General features: G+C 45.6%; 13 protein-coding genes. 7 read left to right on the top strand and 6 right to left on the bottom strand.

The genetic code is table 11. The annotated features are described in order from the left end of the window. Positions 1-167 precede the first annotated feature (167 nt). Both J7K41_03935 and J7K41_03930 read left to right on the top strand, forming a co-directional pair. Positions 168-1943, top strand: a complete 1776-nt coding sequence (locus J7K41_03935) for a DUF2341 domain-containing protein (GenBank protein MCD6549826.1) — start codon at positions 168-170, stop codon at positions 1941-1943. A gap of 398 nt (positions 1944-2341) precedes the next feature. Then, positions 2342-3496: a hypothetical protein gene (locus J7K41_03930; protein ID MCD6549825.1), complete on the top strand. Its 1155-nt coding sequence runs from the start codon at positions 2342-2344 to the stop codon at positions 3494-3496. A gap of 12 nt (positions 3497-3508) precedes the next feature. Here J7K41_03930 and J7K41_03925 read toward each other — a convergent pair whose 3' ends face one another. Further along, positions 3509-4669 (bottom strand): class I SAM-dependent RNA methyltransferase, encoded by a 1161-nt coding sequence (locus tag J7K41_03925; protein MCD6549824.1) that lies wholly within the window; start codon positions 4667-4669, stop codon positions 3509-3511. A 63-nt stretch (positions 4670-4732) separates the two neighbouring features. After that, the gene (gene glmS / locus J7K41_03920) at positions 4733-6589 is read right to left on the bottom strand and encodes a glutamine--fructose-6-phosphate transaminase (isomerizing) (GenBank protein MCD6549823.1); all 1857 of its coding nucleotides are present in this window, start codon (positions 6587-6589) and stop codon (positions 4733-4735) included. Positions 6590-6863: 274 nt separating this feature from the next. On the opposite strand from glmS, the gene J7K41_03915 reads away from it, so the two are divergent. Genes J7K41_03915 through J7K41_03900 form a run of 4 tightly spaced genes read left to right on the top strand, consistent with a single transcriptional unit; the run spans position 6864 to position 9919 of the window. Next, positions 6864-8060, top strand: coding sequence for a hypothetical protein (locus J7K41_03915; protein MCD6549822.1), 1197 nt, complete (start codon positions 6864-6866; stop codon positions 8058-8060). A gap of 25 nt (positions 8061-8085) precedes the next feature. Further along, complete coding sequence (locus J7K41_03910) at positions 8086-8739, top strand: DUF429 domain-containing protein (GenBank protein ID MCD6549821.1); 654 nt, start codon at positions 8086-8088, stop codon at positions 8737-8739. Between the two features lie 48 nt (positions 8740-8787). Further along, on the top strand, positions 8788-9363 hold the full coding sequence (locus J7K41_03905; GenBank protein ID MCD6549820.1) for a hypothetical protein: 576 nt from the start codon (positions 8788-8790) through the stop codon (positions 9361-9363). Beyond that, complete coding sequence (locus tag J7K41_03900; GenBank protein ID MCD6549819.1) at positions 9320-9919, top strand: DedA family protein; 600 nt, start codon at positions 9320-9322, stop codon at positions 9917-9919. The genes J7K41_03905 and J7K41_03900 overlap by 44 nt, the downstream gene beginning before the upstream one ends. Before the next feature lie 41 nt (positions 9920-9960). Here J7K41_03900 and J7K41_03895 read toward each other — a convergent pair whose 3' ends face one another. Together J7K41_03895 and mutL are read right to left on the bottom strand one after the other, a co-directional pair. Then, positions 9961-12651, bottom strand: coding sequence for an alanine--tRNA ligase (locus tag J7K41_03895; GenBank protein ID MCD6549818.1), 2691 nt, complete (start codon positions 12649-12651; stop codon positions 9961-9963). Positions 12652-12790: 139 nt separating this feature from the next. Continuing rightward, positions 12791-14578: a DNA mismatch repair endonuclease MutL gene (mutL, locus tag J7K41_03890; GenBank protein ID MCD6549817.1), complete on the bottom strand. Its 1788-nt coding sequence runs from the start codon at positions 14576-14578 to the stop codon at positions 12791-12793. A 326-nt stretch (positions 14579-14904) separates the two neighbouring features. On the opposite strand from mutL, the gene J7K41_03885 reads away from it, so the two are divergent. Further along, entirely contained in the window at positions 14905-15894 is a 990-nt protein-coding gene (locus J7K41_03885) for a hypothetical protein (GenBank protein ID MCD6549816.1), read from the top strand. Between the two features lie 18 nt (positions 15895-15912). On the opposite strand, the gene J7K41_03880 is transcribed toward J7K41_03885, so the two are convergent. Together J7K41_03880 and J7K41_03875 are read right to left on the bottom strand one after the other, a co-directional pair. Beyond that, positions 15913-16488 (bottom strand): flavin reductase family protein, encoded by a 576-nt coding sequence (locus J7K41_03880; protein MCD6549815.1) that lies wholly within the window; start codon positions 16486-16488, stop codon positions 15913-15915. A gap of 206 nt (positions 16489-16694) precedes the next feature. Continuing rightward, a complete protein-coding gene (locus tag J7K41_03875; GenBank protein ID MCD6549814.1) occupies positions 16695-17885 on the bottom strand; it encodes an ATP-binding protein in 1191 nt (396 codons plus the stop codon). Between the last annotated feature and the right edge of the window lie 229 nt (positions 17886-18114).

Here is an 18114-nt window from a genome sequence, read left to right as displayed (position 1 = left end):
AGAATGAGAGGTTGGTTATCTTGGAGATATGAAGATAACAAAGAATGGATAGGTCCGACAGATAGTTCGGCAGAAAACCCAGTTCCCATATTGAGTTTTATTTACAATCGTAGGATAATTGGTTATTAAAGAAAACATATTTAAAATTTATGATATAATGGTTAACCATGGATATCCGATGCAACCCAAAAACATTGCAAATTTTGATATTCCTTTTACTTACAATCGGATTAACTGATGCCTGGTATTACCAATCGCTTCCCTGTAGAAAACCTATTACGATCAACACTTCTTTAACAACACCACAAACAAATCTATCCCTCTCGATAGTTATCGAAAAAGATAGTGGGATGAAGGACGATTACTCTGACCTGAGATTTACATTTTTAAACGGATCACAAGAAGAGGAGATACCGTATTGGATAGAAAACTACACTGCTGACAACGCTACTGTCTGGGTCAAGGTACCGGTTCTCAACCGTTCTGTTTCGTTGTACACGTACTACGGAAACGATTCTTACACAGATGCAAGTTCGCCCGAAGACGTCTTTCTGTTTTTTGACGATTTCGAAGGTTCTTCTCTCAACACCTCAAAATGGACCACATACGGCAGTGTTGGTAGCTATGACGTATCAAAAGGTTACTTGAATCTATTTTCAAACTGGGGAGGTTGCTGTTCAGGAGGATGTTATTACAACGCTTTAAGAACTAACGACGAGTTCTATTTACCTGTAGTTGTAGAGATTACGTTCAAACAGGATCCGTATACTCCGTACAGTTCCTGCGGTAAGACAGGTCCAGCAATTTTATACGCGAACAACGCAGAAGTGATCGTTTCAACATCGACCAGTAACGACTGTATCGCATTCAGGATAGGTAGTACAAGTTTGACTATGAACGGTGCGTTTCCGGCAGGTATGAACCGCGAGAAAATCCTTTTCAACACTTCCGGAATAACGTTAGAAACATCCTGGTTGGCATCGGCCATTGAGGTTTCCGGCACGGTTAACGAACCCGGGTGGATAGGAATCGCCGGAGACACCGATGCATCTAACATTTACGATAAAATTGACTGGGTCATTGTGCGAAACTATACTCCGTCATACAACGTGACAATAGGCCAGCGCGAACTACGACCCTCGGCGTACGTAGAATTGGTCTCACCGAAGAACGGTAGTTTTGTAGCAAATCCAGTATCGATCAGTATATTTACCAATGCATCGAACATGACTGGTAATCTTTCCGTGTACGGTGATGACCAACTCATATATTCCGCAAACGTAACCAACGAATCTGCAACAAACCTCAGTTGGTCCACAAACGTAGGTTCTCATACGATAAAGGCCGTTCTGGTCGTTCATGATGGTAACAACGTGTATAACGCAACTGATACCGCTGAGATAGTGGTATTATCTGCAGGCGGCGGTGGAGGGGGCGGATCATCATCGGTCAACTATGAGAAGATAGCGAGGAAGGTTTGGGAATACGAGAACAGAACTGTAGACCTGACCCCGGTTCTCGATGTTGTGTCTGAGGAATCGGATGTTTTGACATCAATACTGTCTTCCGAATCCGAAAACATTACCCGTTCCGTATCTCAGATTTATCAATCCGTTGAATCCATCAACACTAAAACAGAAGAAATCAGTGCTACGACTGAGTTTATCAATTCTTCGATCGAACAACTGTTAAATACATCAATATCCACCTCATCGGATCTGAAGGATTTTATGAAAACGAATTACATGGCGCTGAACTCGGAACTCCAAACGATAAAAAAGAATAACAAAAACCTGACCGCAGAGATCGATTCGCTTTCGAAGGAGTTTCAATCTCTAAAAAAGGAACAGGAAACAACGACCGTTCTAGCATTGGTATCGATCGGGTTGAACGCCTTTCTGTTGATACTTCTCCTTCTTAAATTACGCGTTATCAGGATATAAAATCCTTCTATTCTAAAATGTTTCAGCGTTAAGTTTCGGCGTTAAGATGTCGTCTGTTCGCAAAGAAGCACGGCAGAGAGTTACCGGCTCTGTAGAAATCATTTTTAATTCTTTAGTAAAGGTTGTATGTTCTGAGACCTGCTCCAACCACACCCCCCGACGATGGTATACTCAACACCAGCCAACATATCCTCATACTAATTATGAAGACATGCTTCAAGTTAGGTTACAGGGTATCGGAACTCTTCCCAAAAGTAAGAATGGAGAAAACTTAGGAAAGGATGTATCTGAGTTTGGAAAGAGACCTCTCATATAGCAAAACTTTTTTCATTTGGAAGGTTTTCTACAGAACCAGAGTTACCGAATTGTTTAAATTCCGGCCCGTCCTAACAAAGAATATGGGTGTACTGATACGTATGAAGAAAAAGTCCGAGAAAGAGAGAAAAGAAGCCCTTATTAGAGAGATTTTGGATGGTCTGGAAAAGATAGACGGTATCCCTTCTTTTACAAAACTTTCGAGAACCATCAACACCTCCATAGCCGACATAGAGAGATATCTTCGCATGGACACTCACGACAACAACAGAGTGAAGGTTGCAATGGTTCTCAAGGTGCTGAGAATGCCAGAGGAAGAATTCTTAAGAGAGTTCGCATCCCACGGTAAACTGCCTGAGTGGATACAGGACGCAATAGATAGAAGGGCGATGGAGATCGTCATGTCCCGACTGATACGGTACAGAGGGTTCCCCCGAATAACGGCCATGTTTAAACAAGGGTATTTCGGGATATCTCTCGACGCTTTCACAAGGTTGATAAAACAGTATCCTGAGTTTACCGAAAAATTAGATAGTATCGTTGCCGAAAAGATCCTTCTTATGCCCACCGAAGACTTTTTGAGAGTGAGAAAAAGAGAGATAAAGGAGAGGTATCTACCGAGGTCGTTAGATGCCCTTCATATCAAGAAGTTGATCATCATGGTCAGGGAAATGATAAGAGAGGGCGAGACGCAGCCTTACAGATACATGGGAACGCATTCGGTTATGGGTAAACAGTTGTACAGGGACATCGTCAACAAATGGCCAGGTATTCGCGAGATGTTTGACTATATAGGTCACGCCAACAAACTTATGAGGGATTACCGAACGAGGTTCGGGTTTAAAGTAAGCGTTGGGGATAACAGCGTCACGGATTCCGGTTTTCTGAGAAGGTCTCTGGGAACGGATCAACTGCGCACCTACTACATTTATCAACATCTCAAAGCGATCGAATCCTTGAGGAGAGATCTTCATCCCTTACTATATCTTGATGTTTTGGTGAACCTGGCTCAACGGCAACCCAGACGGGATACGTTAATCGCTTACAACCGGTTAGAGGAACTCTATTACAGCGGTTACCAAGGGTACGTACAGAGGGTTATCGACCGTAGGGGAGGTTATTCTTACAGAGAGTTCTACGCAGCATTGATGTTGGGTCTGTTCACTGCGGATATTCGGGAATACTGCTATGCAAAACGTAAACATTCCCGCAGACGCATGACCGGGGTACCGGTATGAACTGTTGTGAGGTCAACACTGTGCAACAATGATCTTTGCAGGAAGGTTGCCGTACATGATATTCTTTGATCGAATTTCGTAACCGTTATCAAGCAGACAGTTCTCCATCAGTTTACCTTCCGATGTGAGAAGTACGACCTTCGGGATCCGATGCCTTTTGAGAGCCTCTGCAAACCGTCGGTACAGGTCGATGACGGTACGTTTGCTTGCCACTCTCAGACCGTACGGCGGGTTTGTTACCACGAGGTCAACAGTTGTGTCCAGATAATCCAACTCGCGCGCATCACCTTTCATTATACGGAACCGTACACCAACCGCCTCTGCGTTATCCTTCATGCCCGTAACGTTTTTTTCGAATAGGTCCGCACCTATCACGTCTACAACCGGTTCTTTCGGATCCTCAACATGTCCGAGACGTTCGGCTACAGGTTGCCAATCCACAAAACTCAACCGTTTGAATGCGTAATCGTCGCGAAACCGTCCGGCCAACACTTGTCTCTCTATCAACCTTAACTCTATCGGTATAGTACCTCCCCCTGCCATCGGGTCCAGCACTGTACGGTAGGGAATTTTCGAATAGATCTTTCCGGCCAACCCCCATCTTATTCCCGAGATCCATAACAAACTGGCGGCAATGGTAGTTTTCAACGGTGCGTGATGCTGGTACGGCCGCGGATACCGTTTATGCAAAGATTCGCCGGACGTGTTGATCGTCAGATAGAACAGGTCATCCTTCAAGAACGCATAGAACTCTACATCTGGGTCATCCAAATCTACTTTCAACCTTTTACCGGTACTCTGTCGGTAACTGTCGATTATTGCCGCACCAGACCTGGCCGCGATATCCATAGATGTGAATCCGTGGTCACCGTGTCGTACCCCGCGAACGGCAAACGATTGGTCGGGTCGGATGAACGGTTCGAAATCCGTACCACTAACGACTCTGTAGATGTCCTCCAGGTTTTCGATCCTATCCGATGCCAAAACGAGATGGACACGGTTTACCTGACGCATGAGAAGATTGAGTTTTACGATATCTTCGTCAACCCTGTTCTTTGATTCGACCTCTATCTTTGCCCGTGTAACAGTTTCGGTATCCGTATAACCGAACCGAGCAAGTTCTTCCCTGACCGCATCCTCGCAACCCCAGTTCGTAGTCACCAGCAGTTTCATAGGACCACGCAAACTTTTCTCTCCCCTTCCATCAGCAGAATATCTTTTTGACCGACCGGTATCTCATTCAACCGTTACACTTTTAGCAAGGTTCCGCGGTTTATCGATTTCGCGACCCAAATGACGTGCCACATAATAAGCCATCAGTTGAAGAGGGACTACATTGATGATCGGACTGAGTTGTGGCTCTGTCTTAGGCACGGGTATCACGATGTCATCCTCATCGATATACCTTCTCACCTCTGTAGGGTTATCAGTTATGATCAGCACGCGACCTTTCCGGGCTTTGATCTCCAATAGATTGTTCAATGTTTTCTTATATATCGTTTCTTCACCGGTAATGATGAACACGGATAACAAAGAATCGTCCACTAACGCTATGGGACCGTGTTTCATCTCACCGGAAGAATAGCCTTCAGCATGAAGATACGCTATCTCTTTCATCTTCAACGCACCTTCCAGAGCGACCGGATAATTGATGTCTCTACCCAGGTACAAGAAATTCTTATAACCTGCCAAATCGGGCGCGATAGATTTGACCAATCCTTCTGTTCGAACAATGGTTGATTCGACCTGCTCAGGCAACCGTTTCATCGCTGATTTGATTCGTTGTCGGTATTCCGGGTCGTCAACAAGCAACATGTTGAATAGGTTTAACGCTACAACCTGGGAAGTGAACGCTTTTGTGGACGCTACACCTATCTCCGGTCCGGCATGAAGATACATACCTTTACCTGCCAGTCGTGCAATCTGTGAACCTACTACGTTAACTATACCCGCTACGTACGCGCCCTTTTCCTTTGCTATCCGTAGTGCCTCTTTAGTATCCGCGGTTTCGCCGGATTGAGATATGGCCAGTACCACATCGTTGGCAAACAATACCGGGTTACGGTAGATGAATTCGGAAGCGTATTCTGCACGTGACGGAATAGCCGCATACTTCTCTGTGATGTACATGCCTACCATTCCCGCGTACAGACTTGTACCGCATCCGAGATATATCACACGGTTTATGTTACGGGGTAACCCGACAAAGTTGTCTGTGAGTAAGGTGTCGAGATGATCGATCCGTGAAACGTAAGCATTACGTATCGTAACAGGTTGCTCGTGTATCTCCTTAAGCATGTAATGGTCGTAACCGCCTTTACTTATCGCTTCGATATCGTAGGGAACGGGTTGCAGTTCCTTTTCGATGTCGAAACCTTCGAACGTTTTGATTTCGTAATCTCCGTGCATCCTCATCACTACGAGTTCCCGGTCGTCCAGATAAACTACATTTTTCGCCCTGCCCACAAACGGTGTTTCGTCGGAAGCCACGAACAATTCGTCTTCGCCGATACCCAGACAGAGCGGTGACCCGCATTTGACCCCTATTATCGTATCGTCCGTCTCCGAGAGCACGAGAAACGCGTACGCTCCTTCGAGTTTTTTCACGGCCTTCTCCACCGCCTCTAACAGGTCTCCTTCATAATAGAAATCTATGAGATGGGCTATCACTTCACTATCCGTTTCGCTCTCAAAACGGTACCCTTTACCGACCAATTCTTTCTTCAGCACCTGATAATTTTCTACGATACCGTTGTGAACGATGGCAAACCGTCCGCCCGTACTCACATGCGGATGCGCGTTACGTTCGCTCGGTTCGCCGTGTGTTGCCCACCGTGTATGCCCTATCACAATGTGCGATGAATACTTAAACGTCCCGTCATCATTTCTGATCTTAGATTCGAGGTTCGGCATATCCGGTGCAACTGCGCTTCTTTCGATCCTGCCCACGGATTTGACCACATGAATCTTACCGTTTTCGTCCTTGAACCCTATACCGACCGAATCGTACCCCCGGTACTCTAACCTGATCAAACCTTCATAAACGAGTTGAACACCGTTATCTTTGCCTATGTATCCGATTATACCGCACATGTCAATCACCAAAGTGTCGTAGACAGAGAGTTTTATGAAATCGTATCAATTAAATGTTTTTCTATACAGCATACTTCCGAATCGCACCCGGACCGTTTCAGCGTTAAGATGCCGGAAACTTTTACAAATTCGGTTGATCAGAATTATTCATACTTCCTCTCGTTGAAAAAAGGCAAAACAACATGGGAATAAACTCCAAAGCGGGTAAGAGAGATGCGGAGAGAGTTAAAATACAACTAAATATTTATATACATATTAATTCATAAATTAAAACATGTCCAGAAAACGTTCGGTGCTCCACGACCCGATCGTTGACAATCAACTTTATTCGACAGACCTCCATGTCCACACACAGAGGTTGATTTATGTAGGTAACGAAAGAGCGGAATATTTCGGTTCCTACGATGCGTATATAGACCCTCTGGATTTTATCCATCTGATCAGGGAACTCAACCATCCGAAACCGGTTATCAAGGTTATCGGATTTGTCGATCATGACACTGTGCTACCATCATTCGTTCAAAATGAAATAAAGATCGCTGAAGAGGATAACATGCTGGATATACATTACGGTATGGAAACAACCGCGGTTGTAACCTATCAACGGAATAGAGAGACAAAGAGAAAACGCGTCCATCTGATCATGTACGACCTTCCTGCGGAAGAGAGGGAAGTTCAAACATTCATAACCAATCTCAATGTTAGACATAAGGAACTGTTAAAACTTATGTTCAACGAATTCTGCATGTTCAGAAGATTACATATAATAACACCGGAAGAATTGTACAGGAAGTTCGGATACAGCATGGATGACGTGTTGCACAGCAAACATGTTCCAAGGTATTCGCGGTTGTTAGCAAAACTCTCCGACGATGAATACGAATCGATGGTCGACCGTAAGATCGAATCGTTCGTTAGGGGTAGCGATATCTACGGATCCCTACTCAGGTTCGTTCATGAGATCTGGACGCATCCGAAAAACCTTGAATATTTTATCAAAGATAAAAGGATAAAGAGCGAGAAGGATCTGATCAACCTATTGATTAATAACTTTAAAGAAATGATTGACGCATCGTTCATAGATGCTGAGCATGTAATCGCCTTCAGCAAAAGAATGGGTTCACCGGTGGTATTGGCGCATCCCGGGAAATCAAAAGTGAGAGAGGAAGTCATACACACGCTCATAGACCAAGGTTTATCTGGCATAGAAGTCATACACCCGGATAACAGGGTTCGGTGTAAAGAACTGATGATGATGGCAAGGAGACGGAAGGTCGGCATAACGGTCGGTTCAGATTTTCACGGTGACAAGAATCCCAAGAGAAACTTTGACAAATACCAACGTGTGATTAAAAAACTGCACGTAATGATAAACCGTGTTCGTAAGTATAACAACGAACTGAAGAAGACCCCAGACCAGTTCATAAATAATCCCCACAGGCGACACAAAAAATTTAAAAAGAAGATTTAAAACTTCTCAAACCGAATATAAAGGCATGTCGCTCCGCAGAAAACGGTGTTCTCAAAAACCTGTTGTGGTAGGTATAGACCTGGCTGGTTCTCCGAACAGACCGACCGGTTACTGTACGTTGCACGGGTTGAATATTCGAAAGATCGCTATCTTCTACACCGATGAAGAGATTTTAACATCGGTCGAGAGGGATCATCCTGATCTGGTCGCAATAGACGCACCGTTGAGTATCCCGAAAGACCGTGTCACCGTAGATGACAGACGTGGGTCTCATTACCGGCAATGCGACCTGATGCTGAGAGAAAGACGGATACGTTTCTTCCCGATCACACTCGGTCCTATGCGGAAGTTGACAACACGGGGGATGCAGTTGAAAAAAGAGGTCGAGAGGATGGGAATAAAAGTGATCGAAGTGTTTCCGGGTGCGGGTTACGATGTGTTCGGTGTACCGCGCAAGGATACGGTTGCGATAATACGTTTTTTCAAACATGTCGGTCTGAAACCCGAGTCCGCACTGGCGCGTGACCTATCGCAAGACCAACTCGACGCGGTAATGTGCGCTTATACAGGTTACCTTTATATGACCGGTGACTACGAAGCACTTAGCGGTGACGACGGAACCATAATCGTTCCGAGAAGTTCTGTTCACCGTTCAAATTCTGCTCCGGCACAGAAATAATTTTTCAAGTGCAAAACCATTTAAATATATGGTTTTAATATCTGAACCATGGAACACGAACCGGTTGAAAAAGAGCAGGAGATCGAAGAACTGCTGAAGGAGTACAGGGTCAAATACCGTGAAAAGGTCCCTAAAGCATTGGCCGAGAATATCCAGGAACTCTCATGGGACACGATAGCAAACCTTGCGGAGACGTTCCGTATCAGAATCTTGAAAAACACTGCGGAACTGCGTAAGGTTCAGAAAGAGTTGGAACTAACAAAGATGATTTTGATAGAAAAACTGCGAAGCGCAGGTAAGGGCAAGACCGTACTCGATGCCGCATTCATGAAACATCTGATCGACCTTATGGAACGTGCGTACAAACTTTCGATACAATACGAGATCGATGCTGATTCGTTCATGGTTCTGATCGCATTGATCCTTGAGAAACTCAAAAAAGAGAAGTTGATCGTTTACGACCCGAAAGGCAGGTCTTTTGTCTCGTTCAGGAAGATAAAACCAGAGATACGGGAAGACGTCTTCGCTAAACCGATGGAAGAAGACCTGAAACATAAGGGAACTAAGAAAGGCGGTCCTGATGTCAAACAAACAAACCGAAAACCGAAGCCCAAGAAAAAGTAAAAACGCAACAAAAAACAACAATAGAATATCCTTTTCCTCGCTATTTTTCCTTACAGGTATCGTTGCGCTAACGATAGTATTGGGTCTGTTTGCAAAAAGTTTAACATCCAGTTTACGCGCATTAGGTTATTTTGGAGCGTTCCTTATTTCACTCATCGGAAGTTCAACGGTTATACTTCCTTTACCGACGTGGACGGTTATCCTGGGGATGGCTACACGATTGGACCCGATAATTCTCGGGGTCATTACAGGGTTGGGAAGCGCCATAGGCGAATCGACAGGTTATTTTGCAGGGTTGAGCGGTAGACGGATCGTTTACAAAGACAAGGACGGTATTATCACACGACATAAAAGAATGTTGCATGTTTACGGACCGCTTGCCATAGTGTTTGTCGCGTTCGTGCCGAACCCGGTGTTCGATTTAGCCGGGATCGCTGCCGGTGCGGTCAAGATGCCTTACTGGAAATTTTTCATAGCGTGTTTTATAGGTAAAACGTTGCGTTTCATATTGATGATGTACACGACCGCACACGTATACTCATGGTTGATCGATTGAGTTTCGACCGTTCATACGGAACGGCAACCGGTCTTAAGCTCCTAACGGACGGGTATTTTAACGAATCCTAACCTGCCTTTGCCTCCGCCTTTTCCGTTGTATTTTTTGATAACTGTTTCAACAAGTTCGGAAACATCGCGACCGGACGTTCTACTTACCGCGCATACCACATCTCCTGTTTCCCTGTTTATAAGGATTAGATTGAGCGGTTCGTCGGACTGCGTAATCATCTGACCTATCTTACTCATAAGCTCCTTGTCCAGGTCGAGTTCGATTTCTACTATCCGATTCTGAACGTTTTTGCAATTCGAAACGATCTCTTTGAACTTGGATTCGGCTACGGTCTGTCTGAGTTTGTCAACCTCCTTTTTCAACCGTTTCCATTCGTTCACAAACCTCTCGGTTGACCGAACGAGTTGAGATTCCGGAGACTTCATCAGTCCTGCAACATCCCGCAGTATCTTTTCCCTCCTCTGAACGTAACGTACTGCCGCATCACCGCATTTTATAATAATACGTTCGACACCGTCCTTAACGGTCTCACGTCTGACAATTTTGAGAAAACCCAATTCACCAAGGTTTTTGATCATATGGTGTGTACCGCCGCATGCCTCGTGATCGATGTCATCGATACTGACAATCCTCAAACGTTTTCCGGGCACCGCACCGCCCTGATAGATCCTGAACCCGTACTTCTGTTCTGCTTGAGTACGTTCCAGTTCCTCTATAACGATCTGAAGGTTCATTCGGATGTAACGGTTCGCCAACCGTTCAATCGCGTCCAACTCCTCATCGGTGATCCGTTTGTAATGGGTGATATCGATCTGACCTTTCTCCTCATCCTTGTAAGCACCCGCCTGCCATACATGCGGCCCCAACACTTCCCGCGCGCACGCGTTGATGAGGTGCACACCTGTGTGATGCAATGTTATCTGACGACGTCGATCCTTATCGATCCGAATATGAACCCTCTGACCCGTTTTAAGTTTTCCGATATCCTTACTGTCTATCATATGGAGAATGACTTTGTTTCTGATAACTGTATCTATTACACGGACATCATCGATGTATCCTGTGTCACCCACCTGACCTCCGCCTTCCGGATAGAAACAAGTTCTATCGAGTATCACAGCACTCTCTTTTATACCGATGACTGTGGCATCCATCTCGAACAGGTCTTCGTAATATTTTTTTATCGTTTCATCGAATTCCGACACATCTATCTCATGATGACTCACTTCTTCTACCTCCTCCCTCTGTTTAACCAGGTCGTAAAAATTCGCCGGCACTTCAACATCAACGCCTGCAGTTTTAGCTTCAGCCGCAAGTAGTTCGGGTGATACTCCATCACTCTGGTAAAGTCTGACCAACACTTCCACCGGTACCTTATCACCGTACTTGGATATCACCGTCCTGACCTTTGCACGTGCTTTGTTTTTCGTGGCAACGTATTTCTTCTTCTCCTCTTCGATCACGGCTACGACCGAATCGACACCATCTGAATAATGCGGGAACAACGGTTTAATGACCGATGCATGGTCTTTAATGATCCTGGCATAATCAAGGTTAAGGTTGTACTGTTCATCAAACCCAAAGGTTCGTCTCAGTATCATACGAAGGTTGTAACCGCCACCGGAATTACTGGGCAGTTGCCCGTCAGTAACAGCGAGCAACAACGTTTTCAGATGGTCTGCTGCCGCATATACCGCTTGATAAGGTCTGACCTCTGCAACGATATCTTCCCACGGCATAGACAGTTGAGAAGAGATCTCCATCTTAACGTGTTCCAAAGCCTTCTCACCGGATTCGATGTCAAGAGCACCTGCAAGAGACCAGAACCGTGTTGCAATACCTCTATCGTAATCGATATTCGCATCCTCGAACATGCGCTCTACCACTCCCGCATACGCAACATCGTATAACGTAGGTGTACCGTTCGTCACCCATGCAAACCGTTCTAAGCCGGCACCCATGTCTATAACCTTGGTATCGAGTTCTCTGGTCGAACCATCGGATAATGTTTCGTATTGCATAAACACGCAGTTCCCCAATTCCAACCCGCGAACAAAGTATTCCATACTCGGACCGAAGTTCCCGCCGCCCATCCACACATCTTCGATAAACGTGATCTCTTCCAAAGGTACACCGAAAGATTTCAACATCTCTATATCGTGGCCGATGGCTTCGTTCTTCCAATAGAACAACCCCGTTCTCTTCGTGTTAAACGCATGTTGTCCTACCATCACAAAATTCGTACAATGACGACCGGTCACACCAACGTTGGATATGTCACCGAACCTGATACATACTTGGGGTATGATCAGCGGGTTGCCGGGCGGTTCGACCTCACCTCTGACCACGTACGGCTGAAAATCCGATATAGAAGCGATCGTAAAATACAGGTCATCACGCCACCTGGCTACCGACGGATATGTGTAAACGGATTTGTGACCGTGCGATGTGAAATACGATTCGATCGTCTTCCATGATGCGATGTAAGTGTGCGGGTTGCCGACCGGATTACCTATGAAAGAGTAACCGTCACACGTTTCATTACCGCAGGTGTCCCTTTCCACCACCGACCAGAAGTATCTACCGCATTTTTTACAACGGAACCTTTTGAATCCGTATTCTCTGAGCACTTCCAAATCGTAATGTTTCTTCCAATCCTCAGAAAACCGTTTCCGTAATTCGTCTTTAGTGATCATCGGTAAACCCTCCTTGTCTTCCAAATTTATAACAAACTAAAAATTCTTTCAAGCAGATATAAGGAAAACAATATTTAAAAATACTCTCACTGTCTTTCGCTGCCGTGCTATTGTTTGCCGGACACCTCTCATAAACTCTGAGAATTATCTTCTAAAGAATTAATCATTCATGTCTCTTGAACTTTTTCTCAAGTTCCCTCCATCCCATCCGTATGATAGTGGGTCTGCCGTGCGGGCATGTGAACGGGTTGCTGCATTCGGACAACTGTTCTATCAATCTTTCCATCTCGGGCAAGGTGAGCGGATCACCGGCTTTAACGGACGCCCTACACGACCTGGTAGCTATCCGATCGTCAACGATTTCGTCTATGGAATTGTCGGATACCGATAGAGGTTTCGAACTGTTCATCCTACCCAATTCGTCGAGAACGTCTCTAAACAGTTGCAGGGGTAAGGATTTACCGAACACTAAAGGTACTGTTTTCAACGCATACATGTTAGTACCGTATTCTTCAACGGTGTATCCGTACCTCCGGAGCACATCGGATTTAGATGTTATAACTTCCTTTTCCTTAGGAGACGGTCGGAACAATGAAGGTATCAACAACGTTTGAACGGACACGGCACCATCTTTCAATTCCTTCAGATAACGTTCGTAATTGATCCGTTCATGAGCGGCATGCTGATCTATCAGATACAATCCGTCCGTACCTTCACATACGATGTAGGTTTTGTTCACCTGGCCAAGCACCTTAAGCTTCGGAAACCCGCGGTGTTTAGCAACATCGGCACCGGAGGACGGTCCCTGTACCACGCCATCGAGCCGTGACTGATGTGCAGGACCTATCCTGTCAGTCTCACCGGGATGATGTAATCCTTTCTCCGTAGGTGACAGACCCTCCGTAGGTAACGGTCTGCGGATCGCAGTATTCGGGCCGTTCTCCACATCTGTGATGACCGAACCGTACTGCGACAAACTGTGTGCCACCCCTTCCGAAACAGTCCGTTGCACAACGTGTTCTTTAAACAACTTGATTATTCGTTTACTCGGGTGAATGTTCACATCCAACCGGTCGGAAGGCAGGTTCAAACAGATTACAAAAACTGGATGCCTGTTCAGAAAGAGTCGGTTACCGTAGCCGGTATAAACGGCTTTTTCTATCTCGGGGGATTTCACCAACCTGTTGTTAACAAATACGGCCTGATAATCCTTGGTTTTTCTCGTGTATCCGACCTTGGATACAAAACCTGTAACACGTATGTTTTCGTTATCAAACTGTAGCGGGATAACGTTCTCGGCAACTTCTCTGCCGAATGCATAGTTTATCTTATCGAGCAAGGTTCCGCGTGGCGAGACGAAAACTTCTTTACCGTCACGAAACAACCTGAAACCGACCTCTGGACTGACCAAAGAGTATTTGCGAACCAAATCGAATATGTACCCGTATTCGGTATCGTCGGACTTGAGAAACTTGAGCCTGGCAGGAAACCTGGAGAACAGGTTCCGGACCTCTACCGAGGTCCCGCGGTTCATGGACACAGGACGTTCGCTCACAGGGTTACCGTGCTCGTCGTACCTGACTTCAAAACCGTGATCGCCCACTTCCGTCCTGGAAGAAACGGTCAGTTCACCGACCGCAGCGATGCTCGCCAACGCTTCACCGCGAAACCCTAACGTGGATATTCTGTGTAGGTCGGATTCCGAACCGATCTTACTGGTAGCATACCTGAGCGCGCACTTACGCAGGTCGTCGAGATCCATGCCTCTCCCGTTGTCCGTGACACGGATCAAACGTTTACCGCCGCGTTCGATGTATATCCGTATCTCGGTACTCCCTGCATCTAAAGAGTTTTCGATAAGTTCTTTAACCACGGAAACGGGTCGTTCGATAACTTCGCCGGCTGCGATCTTCTCTTTGACATCTTCCGGAAGAAGACGGATCAAACCCATACTTCGAATTTCTGTAAACTTCTATTAAAACGTAACGGTGCCCCCGACCTGTAACAAACAACCCGCACCAACAGACAACAGGTGCAACGTTGTTAAAAGTAGAATGTTATTAAAAATGAATGAACATGAACAATCTGCGAAATCGTTTTAAAACTTACTCCGCTTTATTACCAATTGCCCGATAACGGGGTTGTGGGAGGTGAGGAGGAGCCCGTCCCGGGTGTACCTTCCTCACCTATCTGTTCTCATTATATCGTTTTTCCAGGTTCTTCGGTGCATGTTTTCGGTGCAAACATTTTTATACTCAAATTACCAAAATAAACACCATGAAATCCGTCGGAAACGTGCCGAAAACAAAACCGCCGAAAACAAAACGGATGAAGAAGGAATCGGAGAAGGTTTCTGAGAAGAAAAGGTCTTTTTCTAAGATTCCTCCGTTGCACGATAAACATACCGATGAAGAGATGAAGAAGAAGGTGTTGGAGTTCGTGAGAGAACATTTCGATTTGTACCACCATGTGATCAAACGAATCCAATGGAACTCGCTCGCGACATGGAAGGGTCTTCCGAAGTTGCCCTGGATCATAGAACAGTGGGGTTCGTGGAGCGCGTTCATGTACGAAGCGATCGGTGAGAGAGCGGGTACATATGCCTGGCGATGGCGTTACAGGGAAACGGAAAGAAAGGTGTTCAACGCTATGCTCAGGTTTACCGAGGAACACGGACGTTATCCGCGAAGACGGGACTGGAAGGAGATCAATGCCGACGGGGAACTACCGTCGTTGCATTGGGTCGTCAGACACATCGGCTGGAAAAGACTGAAGAAGAAACTTAAACAGGTTTACCCGTTGGGACGTGTATCGTCAGAAAAAACCAAAGAAAGAATCATCGGACAGGGGTTGCTGTTCTTCGAACGTTACGGATACCTGCCGCGGACAGGGAAATGGACAAGGTTCCGTGATGAGATGAAGGACAGGAACGTTCACATCGTGTCTAAACAGGGGGTCGTGCAGGTGTTCAAGGCATGGGAGAATTTTGTCGATGCGTTGTACGAACGTATCAAAGTGGACGACGAGGTTCTGAAACAGAACATCATAAACGAATACAGACATGTTGTTTATCACCTACACATCATCCCTAATGAGGATATGTGGGAGGTTCTGTACAGTAAGGGCAAGGTAAAAACACCTCTTAAAACGGTAGTGCGGGTGTTCAAGACGTTATACAACCTGCATAAAGAAGCCATCCTGAAACAACCGGATTCCTTATTACCTACCGTAGAAGACCGGGAATTCATATCGAAGGTTATATCCTGAACAAACCTGCTTCTGTAACTAGATACCCTTTTTGCGTAGGTCCTGACGTGTTAACGGGGTGCCTTTACGCAGGTTAACCTGGTTGACTACCTCTGCAACAAAGAACGTATGATCACCGGTCTGATACCTATCGACAACCTCGCACTCCAAATAGGCTATAGCCTTCTTGAGTACTGGATTACCGTGCAATGTCACCTCGTAGGGATACTTCTTGGATTTGTCTATCTTCTTACCGGAAACCGTACCGTAGTACTTTGCGATCTCCCAATCCTTCTTATCAAGGATGTTAACCGCAAACTTGCCGCTCTCCACGATAACGTTTCTGGTGAACCGTTCGTTAGCCAGAGCGATACCTACCATCGGCGGGTCAAAAGACAACCGGGTGATCCATGAGACCGTGCATCCGTTGACAACAGGTCCGGATTTACTTGTAACCACCACCGCATTAAAATCAAGGAGCTGAACAGGTTCCATCCCACCCGATTTCTTTACAGAACCGCTGACGGACCGTTTTCTGGCAGACCGAACCTTTGCCTTTTGCTTCGTACGTTTTGAACGACCGGTTTTCGTTTTACGCGTTTTCGCAGGGTTCATGATAGAAGATAAAAACGCAAGATTTTTATACCTTTGCGAAGACGACGCAACAGCCGCACATTCTCCGAACATCGGTAAACCGTCCGAGAAAAGTTTCAAAGAAAAAGGTTCAATTTAACCCTATTATTTTTAACCCTTAGTATAAATTTTATAGTGTTAATTTAACCGATTAGAACGGAGATTCGGCCACGGAACAATTCAGAAATTCAGACCCACCATATCGGAAGATGTAACACCTCTTTTGTCCCCCTTCTCTTCACTTCTACGTAGTCGCTTATGACCACGCCCCTCTTAAGTTTGTACGCATCCAGAAAACCCCAAACCGCCCTGCTTCTGTGTTTTGATGTTTTTACTTCGATCGGTAGCAACGGCCTACCTTTATCGACGACTACAAAATCGATCTCTGCACCGCTTAACGTTCTCCAGAACCGTAACCTATCGACACCGAACCTCGTATGAAGTTGGATGAACACAAAGTTTTCGTTGACCGCCCCGATACCCAATCTGGATTCTGCCAACAGGTTCGCAACGCCTAAGTCGTAAAAGTACAGTTTCGGCGTTTTCCTTAGTTCTGTGGCAATGTTCTTATGATAGGGAGGTAAAAGTTCGATGAGATATTCGGCATTCATTATGCTGATGTATCGCCAGGATGTTTTGTAATTGACGTTGAGATTACGGATGTTCAGCAGACTCCCCGTGTTATAAGCGAGCCGTTTAAGCAATCGACGGAACTTCAGTTTATCCCTGATATCGAACAATCGGAACAGGTCCTTCTCCAACTGGGTCTCTATTATGCTTCTAATCCGACCCTCTTTGTCCCGATTGATTACCACGTCCGGATAACCTCCGAACACGGTAAACTCCTTGTAGTACTCCTTTAGTTTAGGAACGTCGGGTAGGTCGGGCACGGTTCCTCTACCGAGCAGATATCCCCACAACTTCTCCTTTATTTTCCTGTACCAGTCGTAAAGGGAAGGGTCCTTCCATAGAACGAACTCGTCGAAATTAAGCGGGTACAAAGTCAAAGAGATCATCCGTCCCACCAGGTAGCCGGATATGTTGTACTTCACATCAAACGCACCTGAACCGCTGACAACGACCTTGGTCCCGTAGGTGTCATAGAGGGTTTTTAAAGACCTACCGGCGTTTTCTACATAACCGATTTCATCGAGAAAAAGAGGCGGTTTAAAATCCGAAAATGAAAGCGGGTCCCTACCGAACCTCTCGGCCCACGTCTCCTGAGTAAAATCGATGTACGTACCGCCCACTTCTGACAGAAGCATTTTCATCAGCGTGGTCTTGCCCGACTGACGCGGTCCCTTCAGCAGAACAACCCTTTTATCGGCTAACGCTTTTCTGAAACGTTCGGTCAGCAATCGCGGATAGAACTCAAACATGTTTGAATATGGGAGGGTTACAAATTTAAATTTAACCCTATTATTTTTAACCTATAGTATAATTTTTATAGTATAAAATATTAATTTGAAGGTCTACTGATGGGAGTTTGGGTTATTGAAAGGTAGATGTATAGATGTGGGGGAAAGTATGAGTAGGAGAGAAGATGTGGGGGGAGGGGTGGTCGGTAGAGATCTCCAGATTTAAGAAGATTCTGGGTGAGAAGGTGAG

The organism is Candidatus Micrarchaeota archaeon, from assembly GCA_021163225.1.
Classification (GTDB): domain Archaea; phylum Micrarchaeota; class Micrarchaeia; order Anstonellales; family JAGGXE01; genus JAGGXE01.
Note: the sequence above shows the minus strand (reverse complement) of the source record. Positions and strands in the feature narration are given on the sequence as shown.